Origin of the sequence: Motiliproteus sp., from assembly GCF_965230735.1 — a bacterium.
GTDB lineage: Bacteria > Pseudomonadota > Gammaproteobacteria > Pseudomonadales > Balneatricaceae > Motiliproteus.
The window spans coordinates 738,104-754,592 of record NZ_OZ246016.1; the positions used below are offsets into that span (position 1 = coordinate 738,104).

Genomic DNA, 16,489 nt, shown 5'->3' on the forward strand with positions numbered 1-16,489 from the left:
GGGACTAAACAGGTGTTTAGGGCGCTTCAGAGCCGCGTGGTTCAGCCGATACCCTGCCTGAATAAGCCTGAATCAAAAGGGATTTATCATGACAAAGCTGCTGTCCGCCGTTGCTGCACTGTTGCTGTCCGGCTCGTTATTTTTCACCACCAGCGTGCACGCGGATGTGATTGAACTGGCGGACGACCACCCGGATCAATACGTGGTGGTCAAGGGCGATACGCTCTGGGATATCTCCGGCACCTTCCTGAAAAGCCCCTGGTTGTGGCCCAAGGTGTGGAGCGTCAACCCGCAGATCGATAACCCGCATCTGATCTTTCCCGGCGACATCATCTATTTGGTCTACATCAACGGCCAGCCGCAGTTGAGACTCAAGCGAGGCCCGCGCAAGCTGTCCCCGGAGATTCGTCGCACGCCGCTGGCTCAGGCGATTCCGACCATTCCGCTGGATGACATCAAGAGTTTCCTGTCCGATAACCTGATCATGGATCGTGAGGCGCTGGAGAAAGCTCCCTATGTGGTTGCAGGGGTCAATGAGCGGATTGTTTCCGGTGCCGGTGATCGGGTCTATGCCCGCGGCAAGCTCGAAAACGAGCAGGCGCTGCAGGAGTTCTTCGGGATCTACCGTCCGTCCCGTGCGTATATCGATCCGGATACCGGAGAAGAGCTGGGCTTCGAGTCCCAGAGCATCGGCAGCGGTTATCTACAGGCCCGCGAGGGCGATATCCTGACCCTGACCCTCAAGCGTACCAGCCAGGAGGTCCGCAAGCTGGACCGCGTGCTGCCGACCCCCGAAGGTGTCGTCCAGTCGGTCTTCTACCCGTCGACCACCGAGCGCCCGATGGAAGGCAAGATCCTGTCGGTGTTGCGTGGCGTCGACAAGATCGGCCAGTTCGACGTGATTGCGATCAACCGTGGTCAGCGTGAAGGGGTTGAAACCGGCAACGTGTTCCATGTCTACAAAGCCGGTGAGCAGGTCGTTGATCCGGTGACCAAGGAGCTGATCACCCTGCCCTCCGAGCGTGCCGGTTTGGTGATGGTGTTCAAAACCTTCGAAAAGGTCAGCTACGCGCTGGTGATGCGTGCAACCAGTGCCCTGGCCGTGCTGGACGAAGTACGCTCCCCCCGCTAACGGCAGTATAACGGCGGCCTAGGATGGGCCGCTGTCGATCAAGGATGATTGATGCCTTTGCCCTACTTGCGCTGGCAGCCGCAGCATATCGATTGGCTGCGGTTAAGCCAGATTCCTCGTCTGGGCCCTGTCGCCCTGAAACGCCTTTGGCAAACCTTCGGCAGTGCCGATGGGATTCTCAGGGCCTCTTACTCACAGCTGACCGAAGCTGGACTGAGTGACCGACTGGCGCAACAGCTGGTCGGCATCGATCGACAGCAGACTAATGCCTACCTGGAACAGGTCGATCGGTGGCTGTTGCAGTCCGAAAACAGTCTGTTATGTCTGGATGATCCGGATTATCCGCCGGCATTGCAGGCGCTGGACGATCCACCCCCGATACTCTACCTGACCGGCGATGCCGAGCTGCTAAGCCAGCCGCAGATCGCCATCGTTGGCAGTCGCTCGGCCACGCCCCAGGGGTTGGGTAATGCGCGACAGCTCTCCCGCGAACTGTCCCTGAGCGGTTTGATTCCCACCAGTGGATTGGCGTTGGGAATCGACGCGGCAGCCCATCAGGGCGCCCTGGAAGGATTGGGGCTGACGGTGGCGGTGCTGGGTACCGGTGTGGATCAGTGCTATCCCCGGCGTCATCAACTATTGGCCAGCCAGATTCTGGATCAGGGTGGCGTGTTGCTGTCCGAACTGCCGCTGGGGACTCCACCCCGGGGACCGCAGTTTCCCCGCCGCAACCGGATCATCAGTGGCCTGAGCCTGGGCTTGCTGGTGGTCGAGGCCGCCATCAAGAGCGGCTCGCTGGTATCGGCGTCGCTGGCCCTGGATCAGGGTCGGGAGCTGTTTGCCTTGCCCGGTTCAATCCATAACCCGCAGGCGCGGGGCTGTCATCAATTGATCCGCCAGGGCGCCTGGCTGGTCGACAGTGCCGAGCAGATCCTGCAGGAGCTGGCGCCACTGCTGGAATCGAAGCAAACGAGCACTACGCCTGCACTAGCTGGAGGCATCGAGTTGGCTGAGTTGCCGAACCTGGCCCCGGCACAACGGCAGCTGCTAGAGGCGCTGGGGTATGACCCCGTCTCGCTGGACCAGTTGGTGATCCGGACCGGCCTGCAGGTGGATCAACTCCAAAGCCAGATTCTGGCGCTGGAACTGCAGGGGGTGATCGCCTCGGTGGCGGGTGGCTACCAGCGTTGCTGAGTCTTTAATTCCTGATTTTGCTGACTACTGTAGAGATCGCACGGCTTTTGCGACCAATGATCATGATTTACCCGAGTTTGTCTCTGGCTCTTTACTAGCCCTGTACCGGGATCTGGGGGATAATGGCCGTTTTTTTAACCGACGGCGGTGCGACCTTTTATAGGGGGCGTGGTTGCCGGCAAGGAGACAAGCATGAGTGCGCTGGTAGGTGTCATCATGGGATCCCGTTCCGATTGGGAGACCATGAGTGAAGCGGTCAAGATTCTGGAGCAGTTCAACATCCCCCACGAGGTGGAAGTTGTTTCGGCCCACCGTACCCCAGGCAAGCTGTTTCAGTACGCCCAGACGGCCGAAGAACGTGGTCTGGAAGTGATTATCGCCGGTGCCGGTGGCGCAGCTCACCTGCCGGGTATGGCCGCTTCTGAAACCGTGCTGCCGGTGCTGGGTGTACCGGTCCAATCCCGCGCCCTCAATGGCATGGACTCACTGCTGTCGATCGTCCAGATGCCCGCCGGTGTACCGGTCGGAACCCTGTCGATCGGTAAGGCCGGTGCTGCCAATGCCGCGTTGCTGGCGGCATCGATGCTGGGTAACAAGTACCCGGAAATTCGCAAGCAACTGGAAGCCTTCCGTCGTGCCCAGACCGATAAGGTGTTGGCCGACCCTGACCCGCGGGTAGAGATCGCATGAAGCGCGTCGGTGTAATCGGAGGCGGCCAGCTGGCCCGGATGATGGCGTTGGCTGCACGGCCGATGGGTCTCGATGTTCATTTTCTCGACCCTTCCCAGACTCCGTGTGCCGGTGATGTGGCGCCGGGTATCTGCGCCGGCTACGACGATGTTAAGGCGTTGGCTGAGCTCGAGGGCTGGGCCGAGGCGATCACGTTTGAGTTTGAAAATGTTCCGGCGGCCAGTGTCGAGCATCTGTCATCGCGCCTGCCCGCCTACCCCCCGGCGAAGGCCCTGGCGACGGCTCAGGATCGTCTGAACGAAAAAAACATGTTTGTCGAACTGGGCATCGAGGTGCCCGAGTTTGCCGCCATCAACAGCCTGGAAGATCTGCAGGCAGCGGTTGAGCGCGTCGGCCTGCCCGCGGTGTTGAAAACCCGTACCGAAGGCTACGACGGTAAAGGCCAGGCGGTACTGCGTTCGACCGACGACCTGGGACCCGCCTGGCAGCAGCTGGGGTCGGTGCCGCTGATTCTGGAAGGCTTCGTCAACTACAACCGTGAAATCTCGATCATCGGTGCCCGGGCCCGTGATGGCTCGATGGCGTTCTACCCAGTCTCCGAGAATACCCATCGCGATGGCATCCTTCATCTGGCGATCTGCCGTGATAATGATCCGATGCAGGCCAAGGCCGAAGCCTACCTGGGTAAGATCGCTGAGCAGCTGGACTATGTTGGGGTCCTGACCCTGGAGCTATTCCAGGTTGGCGAGCATCTGCTGGCCAACGAGATCGCGCCACGAGTGCATAACTCCGGTCACTGGACCATCGAGGGCGCCGAGACCAGCCAGTTCGAGAACCACCTGCGGGCGGTTCTGGACCTGCCGCTGGGTTCCACCGACGCCGTCGGTCACAGTGCGATGGTCAACTTTATCGGCTGCGTGCCGAGCCGCGAAGCGGTGCTGTCGATCCCGGGTGCTCATTTGCACGACTATGAGAAAGAGGCCCGTGTCGGCCGTAAGGTGGGTCATGTGACCCTGCGAGCGGGTTCGGCTGAGGCGTTGAACGAGCGCATTCGGGCAGCGGAACAGCTGCTGGACTGAGCCGAAGGTGGAGCGACCATGAACAGCTGGCACCTGAAACAGGCGGTCCGAGCTGTCCGAGCCGGCGGCATCATCGCCTATCCCACCGAAGCGGTCTGGGGGGTGGGCTGCGATCCCTTTGACAGCAGTGCGGTCCGGCGCTTGCTGCAACTCAAGCAGCGCCCCGAGCACAAGGGACTGATTCTGGTTGCCGCCTCGATGGCACAGTTGGAGCCACTAGTAGCAGGGCTCAGCGATGCCGAGCTGGCGCAGCTGAAACTGAGTTGGCCCGGCCCCAATACCTGGTTGATTCCCGACCCCGACAACCTGATCCCCGGTTGGATCAAAGGTGAGCATCAGAGCGTGGCGGTGCGGGTGACCGATCACCCGCAGACGGCGGCGCTCTGTCTGGCTTTCGGTGGGCCGCTGGTTTCAACGTCCGCCAATCTGGCAGGGCAACCGCCGGCCATGAGCGCCGGAGATATCCGCCAAGCCTTTGGTTATCAGATCGACTACCTGCTGCACGGCGCCCTGGGCGGCCGCAATCAACCGTCGGTCATCCGTGATCTTCGCAGTGGTAAGGTGCTGCGTTAATCCCCTTTTTCAACTGTTGTCGGAGAATCCTGATGGCCGAGATCGATATCCAAGTCGTGGTCGACTTTATGAAACAGCTGCAGGATCGCATCTGCGCGGACCTGGAGGCAGCCGATGGTCAGGCCCGGTTTGTCGAGGATAGCTGGACTAAGCCGAGCGGCGGTGGTGGTCGCTCCCGGGTGATGACCGACGGTGCCGTGTTCGAGAAAGGCGGGGTCAACTTCTCCCATGTCCAGGGCGAGAACATGCCGGCATCGGCGACCGCCCATCGTCCCGAGCTGGCCGGACGCTCTTACCAGGCGGTGGGCGTGTCCTTGGTGATGCATCCGCATAACCCGTTCGTTCCCACCTCCCATGCCAATGTGCGCTTCTTTATTGCCGAGAAAGCGGGCGAAGCGCCGATCTGGTGGTTCGGTGGCGGTTTTGACCTGACCCCCTGCTACGGTTTCGAACAGGACTGTGTCGATTGGCATCGTACCAGCAAGGCGATCTGCGACCGTTTTGATCCGGCCTACTACACCAACTTCAAGGACTGGTGTGACCGTTACTTCTATCTCAAGCACCGCGACGAGCCCCGCGGTGTCGGCGGTCTGTTCTTCGATGATCTGAACCAGGCCGGTTTCGACGCCTGCTTCGAATTCGTCAAAGCCGTTGGGGAAGGCTATCTGGATGCCTATCTGCCGATTGTCGAGCGCCGTAAAGCGCACGACTACACCGACGCGCAGAAAGCGTTCCAGCGTTACCGTCGCGGACGTTATGTCGAATTCAACCTGGTATTCGACCGTGGCACCCTGTTCGGGCTGCAGTCCGGTGGGCGTACTGAATCGATCCTGATGTCGATGCCGCCGGAGGTGCGCTGGGAGTATTGCTACGAGCCCGAACCCGGTAGCGAAGAGGCGCGCCTGACCGACTACTTCCTGAAACCCCGGGATTGGCTGGCGAAGTAACTATTCACTTACCTTTGCTTAGATTTAATCAATGGAGAGCCCCATGAGCGACCAGTACGCCGTTGTTGGTAACCCGATCAGCCACAGCAAGTCACCGCTGATTCACCGGATGTTTGCCCAACAGACCGGTCAGGACCTGGAATACCAGACGCTGGAAGCACCGCTGGATGGGTTTGAGCAGGCGATCCTGACCTTCTTTGCCCAGCAGGCTGACCAACCCGCCGGGCTCAATATCACCGTACCGTTCAAGCAGCAGGCCTGGGAGATGGCGGCGCAGCTGAGCGGGCGGGCACAGCGGGCCGGGGCGGTGAACACGTTGTATCGCGACGAATCGGGGCAGATCTGCGGCGATACCACCGACGGTGTCGGGCTGGTTCGGGATCTGCTCGATAACCAGGGCGCTACCCTGAAAGACGCCCGGGTACTGATTCTGGGTGCCGGCGGTGCCGTGCGCGGGGTGTTGGAACCGATTCTGGAGCAATCCCCGGCGCTGCTGGTGGTCGCCAATCGCACTGCAAGCAAGGCCGAACAGCTGGCTCAGGACTTTGCCGAGTTCGGCGAGTTGCGCGGCTGTGGTTTTGCCGAGGTCGAGGGGCAGTTCGATCTGATCATCAACGGTACCTCCGCCAGCCTGCAGGGTGAGCTGCCGCCATTACCGGCCGGGGTGCTGAAACCCGGTGGCTGGTGCTACGACATGATGTACGGTGCCGAGCCGACCCCGTTTATGGTTTGGGGCGAGCAGCAGGAAGCGGGTCGGGTGATCGATGGCCTGGGCATGCTGGTGGAGCAGGCTGCCGAATCGTTTCGGATCTGGCGTGGTGTGCGGCCGCAGAGCGCGGCGGTGATCGATGCCGTCAGGGCTCAGCTGGGTAGCTGATCGCGGCACCGCTCTTAAGAATAGTCTGCATATCAACACCTTGTCGGGCAATTTCTGTGCTTGGCAGAAAAAAGTGGTTTCCGCTTGCCACCGTCAGGACGGGTTGCTATCAATGGCTCCATAGACCCCGATAGGAGGCGCCCATGGATTCAGCCACCCGACTCGATATCGATCAGCTCTACCGCAACTGCAACCCGGAGCTGCTCCCGTTCAAGACCACCGAAACCTTGGAAGATTTCAACGGCATCTACGGCCAGGAGCGAGCCGTAGAGGCGATGGAGTTCGGTATCGGTATGCACCGGCCGGGCTACAACCTGTTCGTGATGGGGCATAATCAGAGCGGCCGGTTCTCGTTCGTGATGGATACCCTCAAGCGTGAGGCGAAAAAAGCCAAGAAGCCGCTGGATTGGTGTTACCTGAATAACATCGGTGATCTTCGCCACCCCCAGGCGTTCTACTTCGCTTCCGGTAAGGCGGCGGTGTTCAAGAGTGATATCCAGCATCTGTTGGAGGCGATCGCCACCGAACTGCCTAGTGCCTACGAAAACCCGGCCTATCAGCGGGCCAAGAGCCGTATTGAGCGCGACTTTAACCGGCTCTATGACCAGGCGTTGGAGCAGGTTGAGAATCGGGCCCGCAGCAAGAATATTGCCCTCTACCGCGATGCCGGCAGCGTTGGTTTTACCCCGGTGGCCGACGGCCAGGCGATGGATGAAGCCGCTTTCTCGCAACTCAGCGAAGAGCAGCGCAATCAGATCAACGCCGATATCAACCAGCTCGAAGAGTTTATGAACGAATCCCTCACCAGCCTGCCGATCTGGCGACGGGAGTCCAATGAGCGGCAGAAAAAACTCGAGCACGATACCGCCCGGGCCGCGATGGCGCCGCTGTTCCAACCTTTGAAGGAGAAGTACGCCTCCCAACCCCGGGTGGTCAACTACTTCAACCAGATGGAGGTGGAGCTGACCAAGCATGCTTCCGATCTGGTCGGGGACGATAAACTCGGCGAGGAACGCTCGAAGGCGACTCGGCTGGCCCAGCTGGAGCATCAGTTCGGCGTCAATCTGATTGTCGATCACCAGAAGACCAAGGGATTGCCGGTGGTGTTCGAATCCCACCCCAGCTACGACAACCTGTTCGGACGGGTTGAGTACAGCTCCGAGATGGGCGCGATGGTGACCAACTACCAGCTGGTCCGGGGTGGCTCGCTGCATCGGGCCAACGGCGGCTATCTGGTCCTCGAAGCGGAAAAGCTGTTCGAGCATCCGATGGTCTGGTCGGCGATCAAGCGGGCACTGAAATCGGCCAAGATCAAGATCGAGAACCCGTTTGCCGAGCTGGCCGGCATCAACACCATCACGCTGGACCCGGAATCGATCCCGCTGGAGCTGAAGGTGGTGATTATCGGCGACCGCGAGCTGTACTACATGCTGCAGCAGATGGACCCGGACTTTTCCAAACTGTTCCGGGTGGTAGTGGACTTCGATGATGATGTACCCCGCACCGATGCCTCGATTCGCAACTACGCTCGATTGGTCCGGACCCTGTCCCAGCAGGAGAACTGTGCTCACCTGAACCGTCCGGCGGTGGCACGGTTGGTCGAACACAGCTCGCGAATGGCCGAGGATCAGGCGCTGCTATCGGCTCGGATCGGCGATATGAAGGACCTGATCTGCGAAGCGGACTTCAAGCGCCAGATGGACGGTGACGAGCTGATCCAGGTGGCCCATATCGAGGCGGCTCTGGAAGCCAAGGAGCGTCGTACCGATCGGCTCAGTACCCGGATGCGCGAGGAGATTCTCAACGAAGTGGTGCTGATCAATACCGAAGGCACCGCCATCGGTAAGAGCAACGGACTGACGGTGCTGCAGGTGGGCGAGGTCAGTTTCGGTACCCCGGCGCGGATCACCGCCACCGTGCACCCGGGCGACAAAGGCATCGTCGATATCGAGAAAGAGGTCACCCTGGGCCAGCCGATCCACTCCAAGGGGGTGATGATCCTGACCGGCTACCTGGGCCACAAGTACGCCCAGAACTTCAACCTGTCGCTGTCGGCCAACATAGCGTTGGAGCAATCCTACGGTTACGTCGATGGCGACAGCGCCTCGCTGGCGGAGATCTGCACTCTAATCTCCGCCCTGACCCATACCCCGATCAAGCAGAGCTTCGCCCTGACCGGTTCGATCAACCAGTACGGCGAAGTGCAGGCGATCGGTGGGGTTAACGAGAAGATCGAGGGCTTCTTCGACGTCTGCACCGCCAAAGGGCTGACCGGCGAGCAGGGCGTCATCATCCCCAAAGCCAACCAGCGCAACCTGATGCTGAAGCAGTCGGTGGTCCAGGCAGTCGCTGAAGGGATGTTCCATGTCTACACCGTCGCCACGGTGGATCAGGCCTTGGAGTTGCTGACCGGGCGCAAGCCGGGGGTGCGTAAACCCGATGGTGGCTTTACCCAACGTTCGTTGAACTATGAGGTGGTTAAGCGGTTGAAGGAGTTGGCGAAGGTGAAGGGTTGATCGCTCTAGTTACGCCCTAGGCGGCCCCACTTGCTCGGCCAGCTTTGCTGGCTTCGTTGCGCGTTTCGTCTGCCAATGGCCGCGATTGGAACTCACTCGCTTCGCTCCCTCAAACATCAATCGCTTTACTCCATTGTCAGACTGGAATGCTCACCAGCGCAAAAGGGGGTTGGGGAGTTGATCCTGAGGTGATGGAGACTCGGCTGGCACAGACTCAATCACCGATATGACTAGCCACTAATCAACTATCCGACAGATTCCGCTGCTCAGGCCCATCGTAGGTCCAGATCAGCTCCCGAGGAATGGGGCCTTTGTTGCGTCCTCCCTGGCCGGTCTGCTCCCGGGCGTGGGCTAGGATGCCGACCGAGCGGGACAGGCAGAACAGGCCGCGGGCCAGTGGCGCTGGGAAGCCTAGTTCGGCATAGATCACCGCGGTGGCGCCGTCGATGTTCATTGGGATCCGTTTGCCTTTCTGGCGCTCCAGATGGGCTTCGATCGCTTCGGCGATCTCGGCATAGCGGCCGTCTACGGTCCCGGCGCTGGCGGCCTGGCGGACCAGCTCCATCAACCGTGGTGCGCGGGGGTCGATCGGGTGGAAGCGGTGGCCGAAGCCGGGGATGAACTTGCCGTGGTTGGCAATCTGTTCAGCCACGCCCTGCTCGACGGCCTCAGCCAGATCGGTGCCTTGATCGATCAGAGCGGCGATGGTCTGGTAAAGCCCGACCGCCTGCTCCCCTGCTCCGCCGTGCACGTCTCCGAGCACATTGACCGCCGAAGCCATGGCGTTGTTGAGGCCGACGCCGCAGGAGGCGGCCATGCGGGCGATGGCGATGCTGGGGGCTTGAGGGCCGTGGTCGACACCGCTCATCAGTGCGGCATCGAGCAGTTCGCCCTGGCCGGGACCGGGCAGTTCGCCGCGCAGCATTAGCCAGATCATCTGACTGAAACTGAGGTTGCCGATCAATTGCTCGATCGGATAGCCGTGGTAGCGAATCTCGCCGGGCTGCATATCGATGATTTGGGTACGCCACCAGTCGCAGGATGGGTTGTTGGTCGGTTGATCGGCGTTGCTGTCTTTGGACGTGCTCATACCACCCCCTGTTGTTGTAGTTGTTTCACTTCATCCGCGCTGAGTCCGAGTTCGGCCAGAATTTCGGCGCTGTGCTGGCCCAGCTGGGGCGGTGGGTTGGTGACGGCCGGACGTTCACCGTTGATCTGAAAGCCGGTGCGAACGATCTCGACATCACGGTCGATTCCGGCCACGTTTTCGAAGCGACTCTGGAAATTGCGCTGTTGAACCTGTGGCAGCGCCAGGGCGTCGGGGACACTCAGCACGCAACCGGCCGGCACCCCGGCGGCATTGAAGCGTTGTTCCCACTCCGCTGCAGGAGACTGGGATAGAGCTTGTTCGATCAGCTCGGTTAGCAGTTGACGGTTGTCGAGCCGGGCCTGGCGTTCGGCAAAACGCGGGTCGGTGGCCAGCTCCGGGTGGCCGATCAGTTCGCAGACCGCTTCGAACTGCTGTTGTTTGTTGGCCGCTAGATTCAGCAGGCCGTCGCCGGTACGAAAGGTGCCGGACGGGCTGGCGGTGATGTTGTCGTTGCCCATCGGGCCGGGTTCACGTTCGGCCAACAGGTAGTTGGAAATCGCCCAACCCATGGTCGCCAGGGTCGATTCGAGCATCGAGACATCGATAAAAGCGCCCTCTCCGTGTTGCTCCCGCCCGGCCAGGGCGGCGCTGACGGCAAAGGCGGCGGTCAGTCCACCGAGAGTATCGGCGATCGGGTAGCCGACCCGGTAGGGAGCATTCTCTGGTGCGCCGGTGATCGACATTACCCCGGACATGCCTTGAATGATCTGGTCGTAGGCCGGCAGCTTCTTCATCGGTCCGTCGGCGCCGTAGCCGGAGATGGCACAGTAGATCAGTTTGGGGTTGTGCTGTTTCAGTTCGTCATAACCGACCCCGAGCCGGTCCATCACTCCGGGGCGGAAGTTTTCTACCAATACATCGGCACTTTCGACCAGACGTTTGAGTAGCGCTTTACCTCGATCATCCTTGAGATTCAGGGTTAGTGAGCGTTTACCTGCGTTCTGGGCCAGAAAAGAAACCCCCATATACTGGCGATTGAGTTCGGGGTCGGCGCCGAGTTGGCGGGCCAGATCGCCGCTGCCGGGGACTTCGATCTTGATCACGTCGGCGCCCAGATGGGCGAGTTGATTGCAGGCGAAAGGTCCGGCCAGTACGTTGGTCAGATCCAACACCCGGATATGGGCCAGGGACTGGAGCATGGGTGCAAGCATGAGGGCCTCGCAGGTAACTGGTGATGAAGCAAAAAAAAGGCCGCCGAGCATCGTTGCGATACCGGGGCGGCCAAGGTTAGGTCGGGTTCGACCTTCGCCCCTCTTTTGAAGAGCGGATAGGAGCTTTAAGGATCAGCCTTCCCCTTCGTAGCTGACCTCTTCATCGCTGTCCGGCTTCTTGGCCGGGCGCTGGAACATCCGTGCCAGCAACGGCATCAGCAGCACCAGAATTGCGATGATCATGATGGTCAGGGTCAGCGGGCGTTCCCACAGGAAGGCCAGGTCACCGTCGTACAGGGTCATCGCGCGGCTCAGGTTAGTTTCCATGATGCCGCCGAGGATGAAGCCGAGCAGCATCGGTGCCATCGGGAACTCCAGCAGTTTCAGGAAGATCGCCGCCACGGTGATGAACACCATCATGTGGATGTCGAAGGTGTTGAAGCTGACCAGATAGACGCCGGTGATCGAGAAGAACAGGATCAGCGGAATCAGGATCGGACGCGGGATCGCCAACAGTCGTGAGATGTACGGAATCAGCGGCAGGTTAAGAATCAGCAGCACCAGGTTGCCGAAGTACATCGAGATGATCACCGACCAGAATACGTCCGGGTTGTCGATAAACAGCCGCGGACCCGGCTGGATGCCGTAGGCGATCAGGGCGCCGAGCATGATCGCGGTGGTGCCCGAACCCGGGATACCGAGGGTCAGCAGCGGTACGAATGAGCCGGTTGAGGCGGCGTTGTTGGCGGATTCCGGGGCAGCCAGACCGCGCAGGGCGCCCTTGCCGAACTGCAACTTCTGCTTAGCCGAGGCCAGGTTGCGCTCCAGGCCGTAGGCCAGGAAGGAGGCGATGGTGGCACCGGCGCCGGGTAGCACCCCGACCAGGAAACCGAATACCGAGGAGCGCGCCACCGTGGGAGCGACCTCTTTGACCTCGTCCTTCGACAGTTTCATGCTGCCGAGCGAGGACATATCCATCTCCGGCTCCTCTTCGCGGTGCTGGCCCTTGAGGACCGTCATCACCACTTCGGTCAGCGCGAAGGTGGCCATCGCCAGTAGCAGGAAGCTGATGCCGTCGATCAGGTCGATACTGCCGAAGGTGAAGCGCGGTGCGCCGGACATCATGTCGGTGCCAACGGTGGAGATCATCAGTCCGAAGATGGTCATGATCATCGCCTTGATCACCTGGCCCTTGCCGGAGAAGGCGGCCACGGCGGTCAGGCCTAGGATCATCAGCGCGAAATAGTCGCTGGATTGGAAACTCAACGATACCGTCGCCAGCGCCGGGGCGGCGAAAAGCAGTACCAAGGCACCGATGGTGCCACCGGTGAAGGAGGAGTAGGCGGCCAGTGCCAGCGCTTTACCGGCCTGCTTCTTCTGTGCCATCGGGTAGCCGTCAAAGGCGGTCACCACGGTGGAGGCACAGCCCGGGGCGTTGATCAGGATCGACGAGGTGGAGCCGCCGAACACGGCGCCGTAATAGACCCCGGCCATCAGGATAATGCCTGAGGCGGGATCGAGACCGTAGGTGATCGGGATCATCAGCGCCACGGCTGAGATCGGCCCGAGTCCGGGCAACATGCCGATGAAGGTACCGGCGAAGCAGCCGAGTACCACCATCATCAGGTTGAAGGGCATTACCGCGGTGGTTAGCCCGGTCATGATTCCGTCTAACATCGGATCAGCCTCCAAAAATCATCGTGAACAGGCGTCCCGGAGCCAGGTAGATCTCCAGCAGTTGGGACAGGACAAACCAGATGCCGGCGGCAAAAGGTACCGAGGCGATCAGCAGCGTCTTGATGTCGCGTACACCGAGCAGCCAGTAGCCACCGATCAGGAAGATCAACGTCGACAGCAGGAAGCCGACCCACTCCAGCGCGATCGCAAAGATCACCACCAGGATTAGCAGATAGGCCACCAGCAGGAAGTCGTAACCTCCCAGTCTGAGGCGGTGCTGGCGATCACGGCGGGCGGTCACCAGCAGCGCGATCGACAGCAGGCCACCGGCCCAGGCCAGTGCGTTGGGTAGGGTCTGGGCGTGGAAGGGCTCGAATTCGTCGCCCGGGAACATCGGAATCTGGCCGGCGTAGTAGCCGTAGGCAACCGACAGGCAAAGGAATACCAAACCACCGATGTGGTCTTTGGTCAGGGTCATGGGAAGCTCCTGGGGCGAGGTGCCCTTTCGGGGGTGGAGCCCGGGATCTGGGTTCGCCGGGCTCGAGTGTCAGAGAGTCAGCAATAGATCGGGAAACGGGGCGGCGCTGTCGTTTAGTCGGTCCACAGCGCCACCGGGTTTGAGCGGCTTACTGCAGGAAGCCCAGCTCACGCATCAGGTCGCCAACCACCTTCTCCTGTTGCTCCAGGAAGGAGACGAATTGAGCGCGGGGCTTGAAGATCTCGGTCCAGCCGTTGCGGTCACGAACCACGCTCCACTCGTCGGTGCTGTACATCTTCTCCAGCGTACTGGCGAACTCGTCAGCCTGGGTTTCGGACAGGCCCGGCGCACCGAAGAAACCACGCCAGTTGACGAAGCTGGCGTCATAACCCAGCTCTTTCAGGGTCGGCACATCCGCGGCAGCCGGTGAACGCTCGTCGCCGGTCATCGCCAGAATCCGGACTTCACCGGCGTTGGCCAGCGCCAGCGCTTCACTGAAGCCGGTGGACAGTACCTGGGTTTCACCGGACAGCATGCCGGCCATCGCCTTACCACCGGCGTCGTAGGCGATGTACTTCACCCGGCGAGGATCGGCACCAGCGGCTTTAAAGGCCATCGCGGCAACCAGATGGTCCATGCCACCGCGGGACGAACCGCCGGCAACACTGACCGAGCGAGGGTTGGTCTTGTAGTCGGCAACCAGCTCTTCGAACTTCTGATACTTGGAGTTGGCCGGCACCACAAACGCGGCGTAATCGCCGATGGTGGCGGCGATCGGGGTCAGATCCCGGAATGACTGTGGGAACACTTTCGACAGTGAGCGGATCACGATCGGGGTGGAGTTGACCATCAGGGTGTCTTTGGCCTGATCGGCGGTTTCGATCAGGTGGGCGATCGCCTTACCACCGCCACCACCGGACATGTTCTCGTATGACGCGGTGCTGACCAGGCCGGACTTGGTCAGGACTTCACCGGTACCGCGGGCGGTACCGTCCCAGCCACCGCCGGCGCCGCCGGGAATCAGGAAATGAACTTCATCGACTGCAGCCTGGGCCATACCGGCGCCGAGGCAGGAAACCATCGCGGCAGCCATCAGTGTGGAGCGCTTGTTGGATAGAAACTTGGCGATCATGTGGAGATCCTCATGGTTGTTTTTATCGTAGGAGTGAGTACCTGAGAATCACCTTAGTTGGCGTTAATGCCATATAAAAGCTTATGAATTTAAAGAGTTTTTAAAACATAAAGTGCATTTTGTTCATATTGTTCACGGGTCAACCGGGAAGGGATTGATTACACTGCCAAGTAACGGTTGATCGCTTCCCAATAACAAAGATAACAACCCAGACTGTCATGAAACTGTCGTTACGTGCGCTGAAATTGAAAACCCGGATGGTGTTGATCCTGGGCCTGATCGCCCTGCTCCAGACCGGCTCCATTGGCCTGTTCGCTCTCTACTACCTGAACCAATCGCTGGATGAGCAGATCGGTGAACGGGCGCTGCATGTCGCCAAGGGGATTGCGGCGATGCCCCAAATGATCGAGTCTGTCGGGCAAGGCGACAGCGAAAACCTGCAACCGTTGAGCAAGCTGCTGGCCGAACGCACCCAGGCCAGCTTCGTGGTGTTCGGCGATCTGCGGGGGCATCGGTTGACCCACCCCAATCCCGAGCTGATCGGCTTGTCGATGATGAGCGACGATGATGACGATACCGCACCGACGCTGGTGCATGGCCGCAGTCAGGTGACCAAGGCTGAGGGCAGCATGGGCTGGTCGATGCGGGCCCGCACGCCGATGTACGACCACACCGGCGAAGAGGTGATCGGCCTGGTCTCGGTGGGCTATACGCTGGACCGGGTCGAGGCAACGATCGCGCGCTACCGCACTACCCTGATTCTGGTGATCCTGGCGGCGTTCGTGGTCAGCGTGCTGACTGCGATCTGGTTCGCCAACCATTTCAAACAGGCGATCTTCGGACTGGAGCCGGAGCAGATAGGGCGCTTGTTTCAGGAGCGGATCGCGACGCTGGAGTCGGTCCGTGAAGGGATTATCGCGATCAACGCCGACGGACGGATCACCACCATCAACCGGGCCGCCATTGAGACGCTGGGGCTCGACGAGGACCGAACCCTGACCGGGCGGCCGATCAGCGAGGTGCTGCCCGACAGCCAGATGCTCGATGTGCTGCGTAGCGGCGAACCCCAGTTCGACCGCGAGGTCTGGTTGGCCGATAGGAATCTGATCGTCAACCGGGTGCCGTTGAAGCAGGATGAAAAGATCACTGGGGTGGTCTCCAGTTTCCGTCGCAAGGACGAACTCGATCTAGTCAGCCGCAAGCTGACCCGAATTCAGCAGTACGCCGACACCCTGCGCAGCCAATCCCACGAATACTCCAACAAACTGCACACCATCGCCGGTCTGATCCAGATCGGTGCCGACGACGAGGCATTGGCGCTGATCGGCCAGGAGACCCGCAGCCATCAGGAGCTGATTCGCTTGCTACTGGCTGCGGTTCCAGATCCGATCCTGTCCGGCTGCTTGTTGGGCAAGTACAACCGCGCCCGGGAGATGGGGCTCAAGCTGTTGATCGATCCGGATAGCCATATGACCGAGCTGCCCGATCGGCTGCCCCGTGAACAACTGGTCAGCATTATTGGTAATCTGATCGACAATGCCCTGGAAGCGACCCTGGCTCATACCGGTACGAATGGGGAGGTTCGGCTGTCGATGACCGATCTGGGTGACGACCTGATCTTTGAAATCGAAGACCAGGGCGCCGGGGTACCGGACGATCAGCAGGAGCGGATCTTCGAGAAAGGGGTGACCAGCAAGAGCGCCCAGGGCCATGGCTTGGGACTGCACCTGGTCAAGGGACTGCTGCAGCGCCTGGGCGGCACTATCACGTTGGAACCGGGTGACCCGGCTGACGAGAACCCCGCCAGTCGTGGTAGTCGCTTTACCGTCTATATTCCTAAACAGCCGGTTCGGCATACTGCCGCTGTCGATAAACCGCAAGGGTAGCCTTCGA

14 protein-coding genes are annotated in these 16,489 nt (G+C 60.6%); 9 read left to right on the top strand and 5 right to left on the bottom strand.

Features of this window, described 5'->3' with window-relative positions:
• Positions 1-88 precede the first annotated feature (88 nt).
• From ACO05M_RS03540 to ACO05M_RS03575, 8 genes are all read left to right on the top strand, one after another.
• Entirely contained in the window at positions 89-1,132 is a 1,044-nt protein-coding gene (locus ACO05M_RS03540; protein ID WP_421867848.1) for a LysM peptidoglycan-binding domain-containing protein, read from the top strand.
• 51 nt (positions 1,133-1,183) lie between these two features.
• Complete coding sequence (gene dprA / locus ACO05M_RS03545; protein WP_421867851.1) at positions 1,184-2,326, top strand: DNA-processing protein DprA; 1,143 nt, start codon at positions 1,184-1,186, stop codon at positions 2,324-2,326.
• Between the two features lie 192 nt (positions 2,327-2,518).
• On the top strand, positions 2,519-3,016 hold the full coding sequence (purE, locus tag ACO05M_RS03550; protein WP_421867853.1) for a 5-(carboxyamino)imidazole ribonucleotide mutase: 498 nt from the start codon (positions 2,519-2,521) through the stop codon (positions 3,014-3,016).
• Entirely contained in the window at positions 3,013-4,095 is a 1,083-nt protein-coding gene (locus ACO05M_RS03555) for a 5-(carboxyamino)imidazole ribonucleotide synthase (protein ID WP_421867855.1), read from the top strand. Before purE ends, ACO05M_RS03555 begins: the two co-directional genes overlap by 4 nt.
• A gap of 18 nt (positions 4,096-4,113) precedes the next feature.
• Entirely contained in the window at positions 4,114-4,668 is a 555-nt protein-coding gene (locus tag ACO05M_RS03560; RefSeq protein ID WP_421867857.1) for an L-threonylcarbamoyladenylate synthase, read from the top strand.
• Between the two features lie 32 nt (positions 4,669-4,700).
• On the top strand, positions 4,701-5,615 hold the full coding sequence (hemF, locus tag ACO05M_RS03565; protein ID WP_421867859.1) for an oxygen-dependent coproporphyrinogen oxidase: 915 nt from the start codon (positions 4,701-4,703) through the stop codon (positions 5,613-5,615).
• Positions 5,616-5,658: 43 nt separating this feature from the next.
• Positions 5,659-6,492, top strand: coding sequence for a shikimate dehydrogenase (gene aroE, locus ACO05M_RS03570; protein WP_421867861.1), 834 nt, complete (start codon positions 5,659-5,661; stop codon positions 6,490-6,492).
• A 143-nt stretch (positions 6,493-6,635) separates the two neighbouring features.
• A complete protein-coding gene (locus tag ACO05M_RS03575; protein WP_421867863.1) occupies positions 6,636-9,008 on the top strand; it encodes a Lon protease family protein in 2,373 nt (790 codons plus the stop codon).
• A gap of 241 nt (positions 9,009-9,249) precedes the next feature.
• Here the strand turns inward: ACO05M_RS03575 and ACO05M_RS03580 are convergent, their stop codons facing one another.
• From ACO05M_RS03580 to ACO05M_RS03600, 5 genes are all read right to left on the bottom strand, one after another.
• Positions 9,250-10,098: a citryl-CoA lyase gene (locus ACO05M_RS03580; RefSeq protein ID WP_421867866.1), complete on the bottom strand. Its 849-nt coding sequence runs from the start codon at positions 10,096-10,098 to the stop codon at positions 9,250-9,252.
• On the bottom strand, positions 10,095-11,309 hold the full coding sequence (locus ACO05M_RS03585; RefSeq protein WP_421867869.1) for a CaiB/BaiF CoA transferase family protein: 1,215 nt from the start codon (positions 11,307-11,309) through the stop codon (positions 10,095-10,097). Before ACO05M_RS03585 ends, ACO05M_RS03580 begins: the two co-directional genes overlap by 4 nt.
• 132 nt (positions 11,310-11,441) lie before the next feature.
• Positions 11,442-12,986 carry a tripartite tricarboxylate transporter permease gene (locus ACO05M_RS03590; RefSeq protein ID WP_421867872.1) on the bottom strand — a complete coding sequence of 515 codons (1,545 nt, stop codon included), beginning with the start codon at positions 12,984-12,986 and terminating at the stop codon, positions 11,442-11,444.
• Positions 12,987-12,990: 4 nt separating this feature from the next.
• Complete coding sequence (locus ACO05M_RS03595) at positions 12,991-13,464, bottom strand: tripartite tricarboxylate transporter TctB family protein (RefSeq protein ID WP_421867874.1); 474 nt, start codon at positions 13,462-13,464, stop codon at positions 12,991-12,993.
• Positions 13,465-13,612: 148 nt separating this feature from the next.
• Positions 13,613-14,596, bottom strand: a complete 984-nt coding sequence (locus ACO05M_RS03600; protein WP_421867877.1) for a tripartite tricarboxylate transporter substrate binding protein — start codon at positions 14,594-14,596, stop codon at positions 13,613-13,615.
• Between the two features lie 218 nt (positions 14,597-14,814).
• Here ACO05M_RS03600 and ACO05M_RS03605 point away from each other — a divergent pair, with 218 nt between their 5' ends.
• Positions 14,815-16,482 carry an ATP-binding protein gene (locus tag ACO05M_RS03605; RefSeq protein ID WP_421867880.1) on the top strand — a complete coding sequence of 556 codons (1,668 nt, stop codon included), beginning with the start codon at positions 14,815-14,817 and terminating at the stop codon, positions 16,480-16,482.
• Positions 16,483-16,489 lie beyond the last annotated feature (7 nt).

What these genes read in the sequence shown, in the direction of transcription:
- ACO05M_RS03555 (WP_421867855.1), top strand. Translation starts at nt 3,013, where the DNA reads ATGAAGCGCGTCGGTGTAATCGGAGGCGGCCAGCTGGCCCGGATGATG.
- purE (WP_421867853.1), top strand. Translation starts at nt 2,519, where the DNA reads ATGAGTGCGCTGGTAGGTGTCATCATGGGATCCCGTTCCGATTGGGAG.
- hemF (WP_421867859.1), top strand. Translation starts at nt 4,701, where the DNA reads ATGGCCGAGATCGATATCCAAGTCGTGGTCGACTTTATGAAACAGCTG.
- aroE (WP_421867861.1), top strand. Translation starts at nt 5,659, where the DNA reads ATGAGCGACCAGTACGCCGTTGTTGGTAACCCGATCAGCCACAGCAAG.
- ACO05M_RS03580 (WP_421867866.1), bottom strand. Translation starts at nt 10,098, where the DNA reads ATGAGCACGTCCAAAGACAGCAACGCCGATCAACCGACCAACAACCCA.
- ACO05M_RS03540 (WP_421867848.1), top strand. Translation starts at nt 89, where the DNA reads ATGACAAAGCTGCTGTCCGCCGTTGCTGCACTGTTGCTGTCCGGCTCG.
- ACO05M_RS03595 (WP_421867874.1), bottom strand. Translation starts at nt 13,464, where the DNA reads ATGACCCTGACCAAAGACCACATCGGTGGTTTGGTATTCCTTTGCCTG.
- ACO05M_RS03605 (WP_421867880.1), top strand. Translation starts at nt 14,815, where the DNA reads ATGAAACTGTCGTTACGTGCGCTGAAATTGAAAACCCGGATGGTGTTG.
- dprA (WP_421867851.1), top strand. Translation starts at nt 1,184, where the DNA reads ATGCCTTTGCCCTACTTGCGCTGGCAGCCGCAGCATATCGATTGGCTG.
- ACO05M_RS03585 (WP_421867869.1), bottom strand. Translation starts at nt 11,309, where the DNA reads ATGCTTGCACCCATGCTCCAGTCCCTGGCCCATATCCGGGTGTTGGAT.
- ACO05M_RS03600 (WP_421867877.1), bottom strand. Translation starts at nt 14,596, where the DNA reads ATGATCGCCAAGTTTCTATCCAACAAGCGCTCCACACTGATGGCTGCC.
- ACO05M_RS03590 (WP_421867872.1), bottom strand. Translation starts at nt 12,986, where the DNA reads ATGTTAGACGGAATCATGACCGGGCTAACCACCGCGGTAATGCCCTTC.
- ACO05M_RS03575 (WP_421867863.1), top strand. Translation starts at nt 6,636, where the DNA reads ATGGATTCAGCCACCCGACTCGATATCGATCAGCTCTACCGCAACTGC.
- ACO05M_RS03560 (WP_421867857.1), top strand. Translation starts at nt 4,114, where the DNA reads ATGAACAGCTGGCACCTGAAACAGGCGGTCCGAGCTGTCCGAGCCGGC.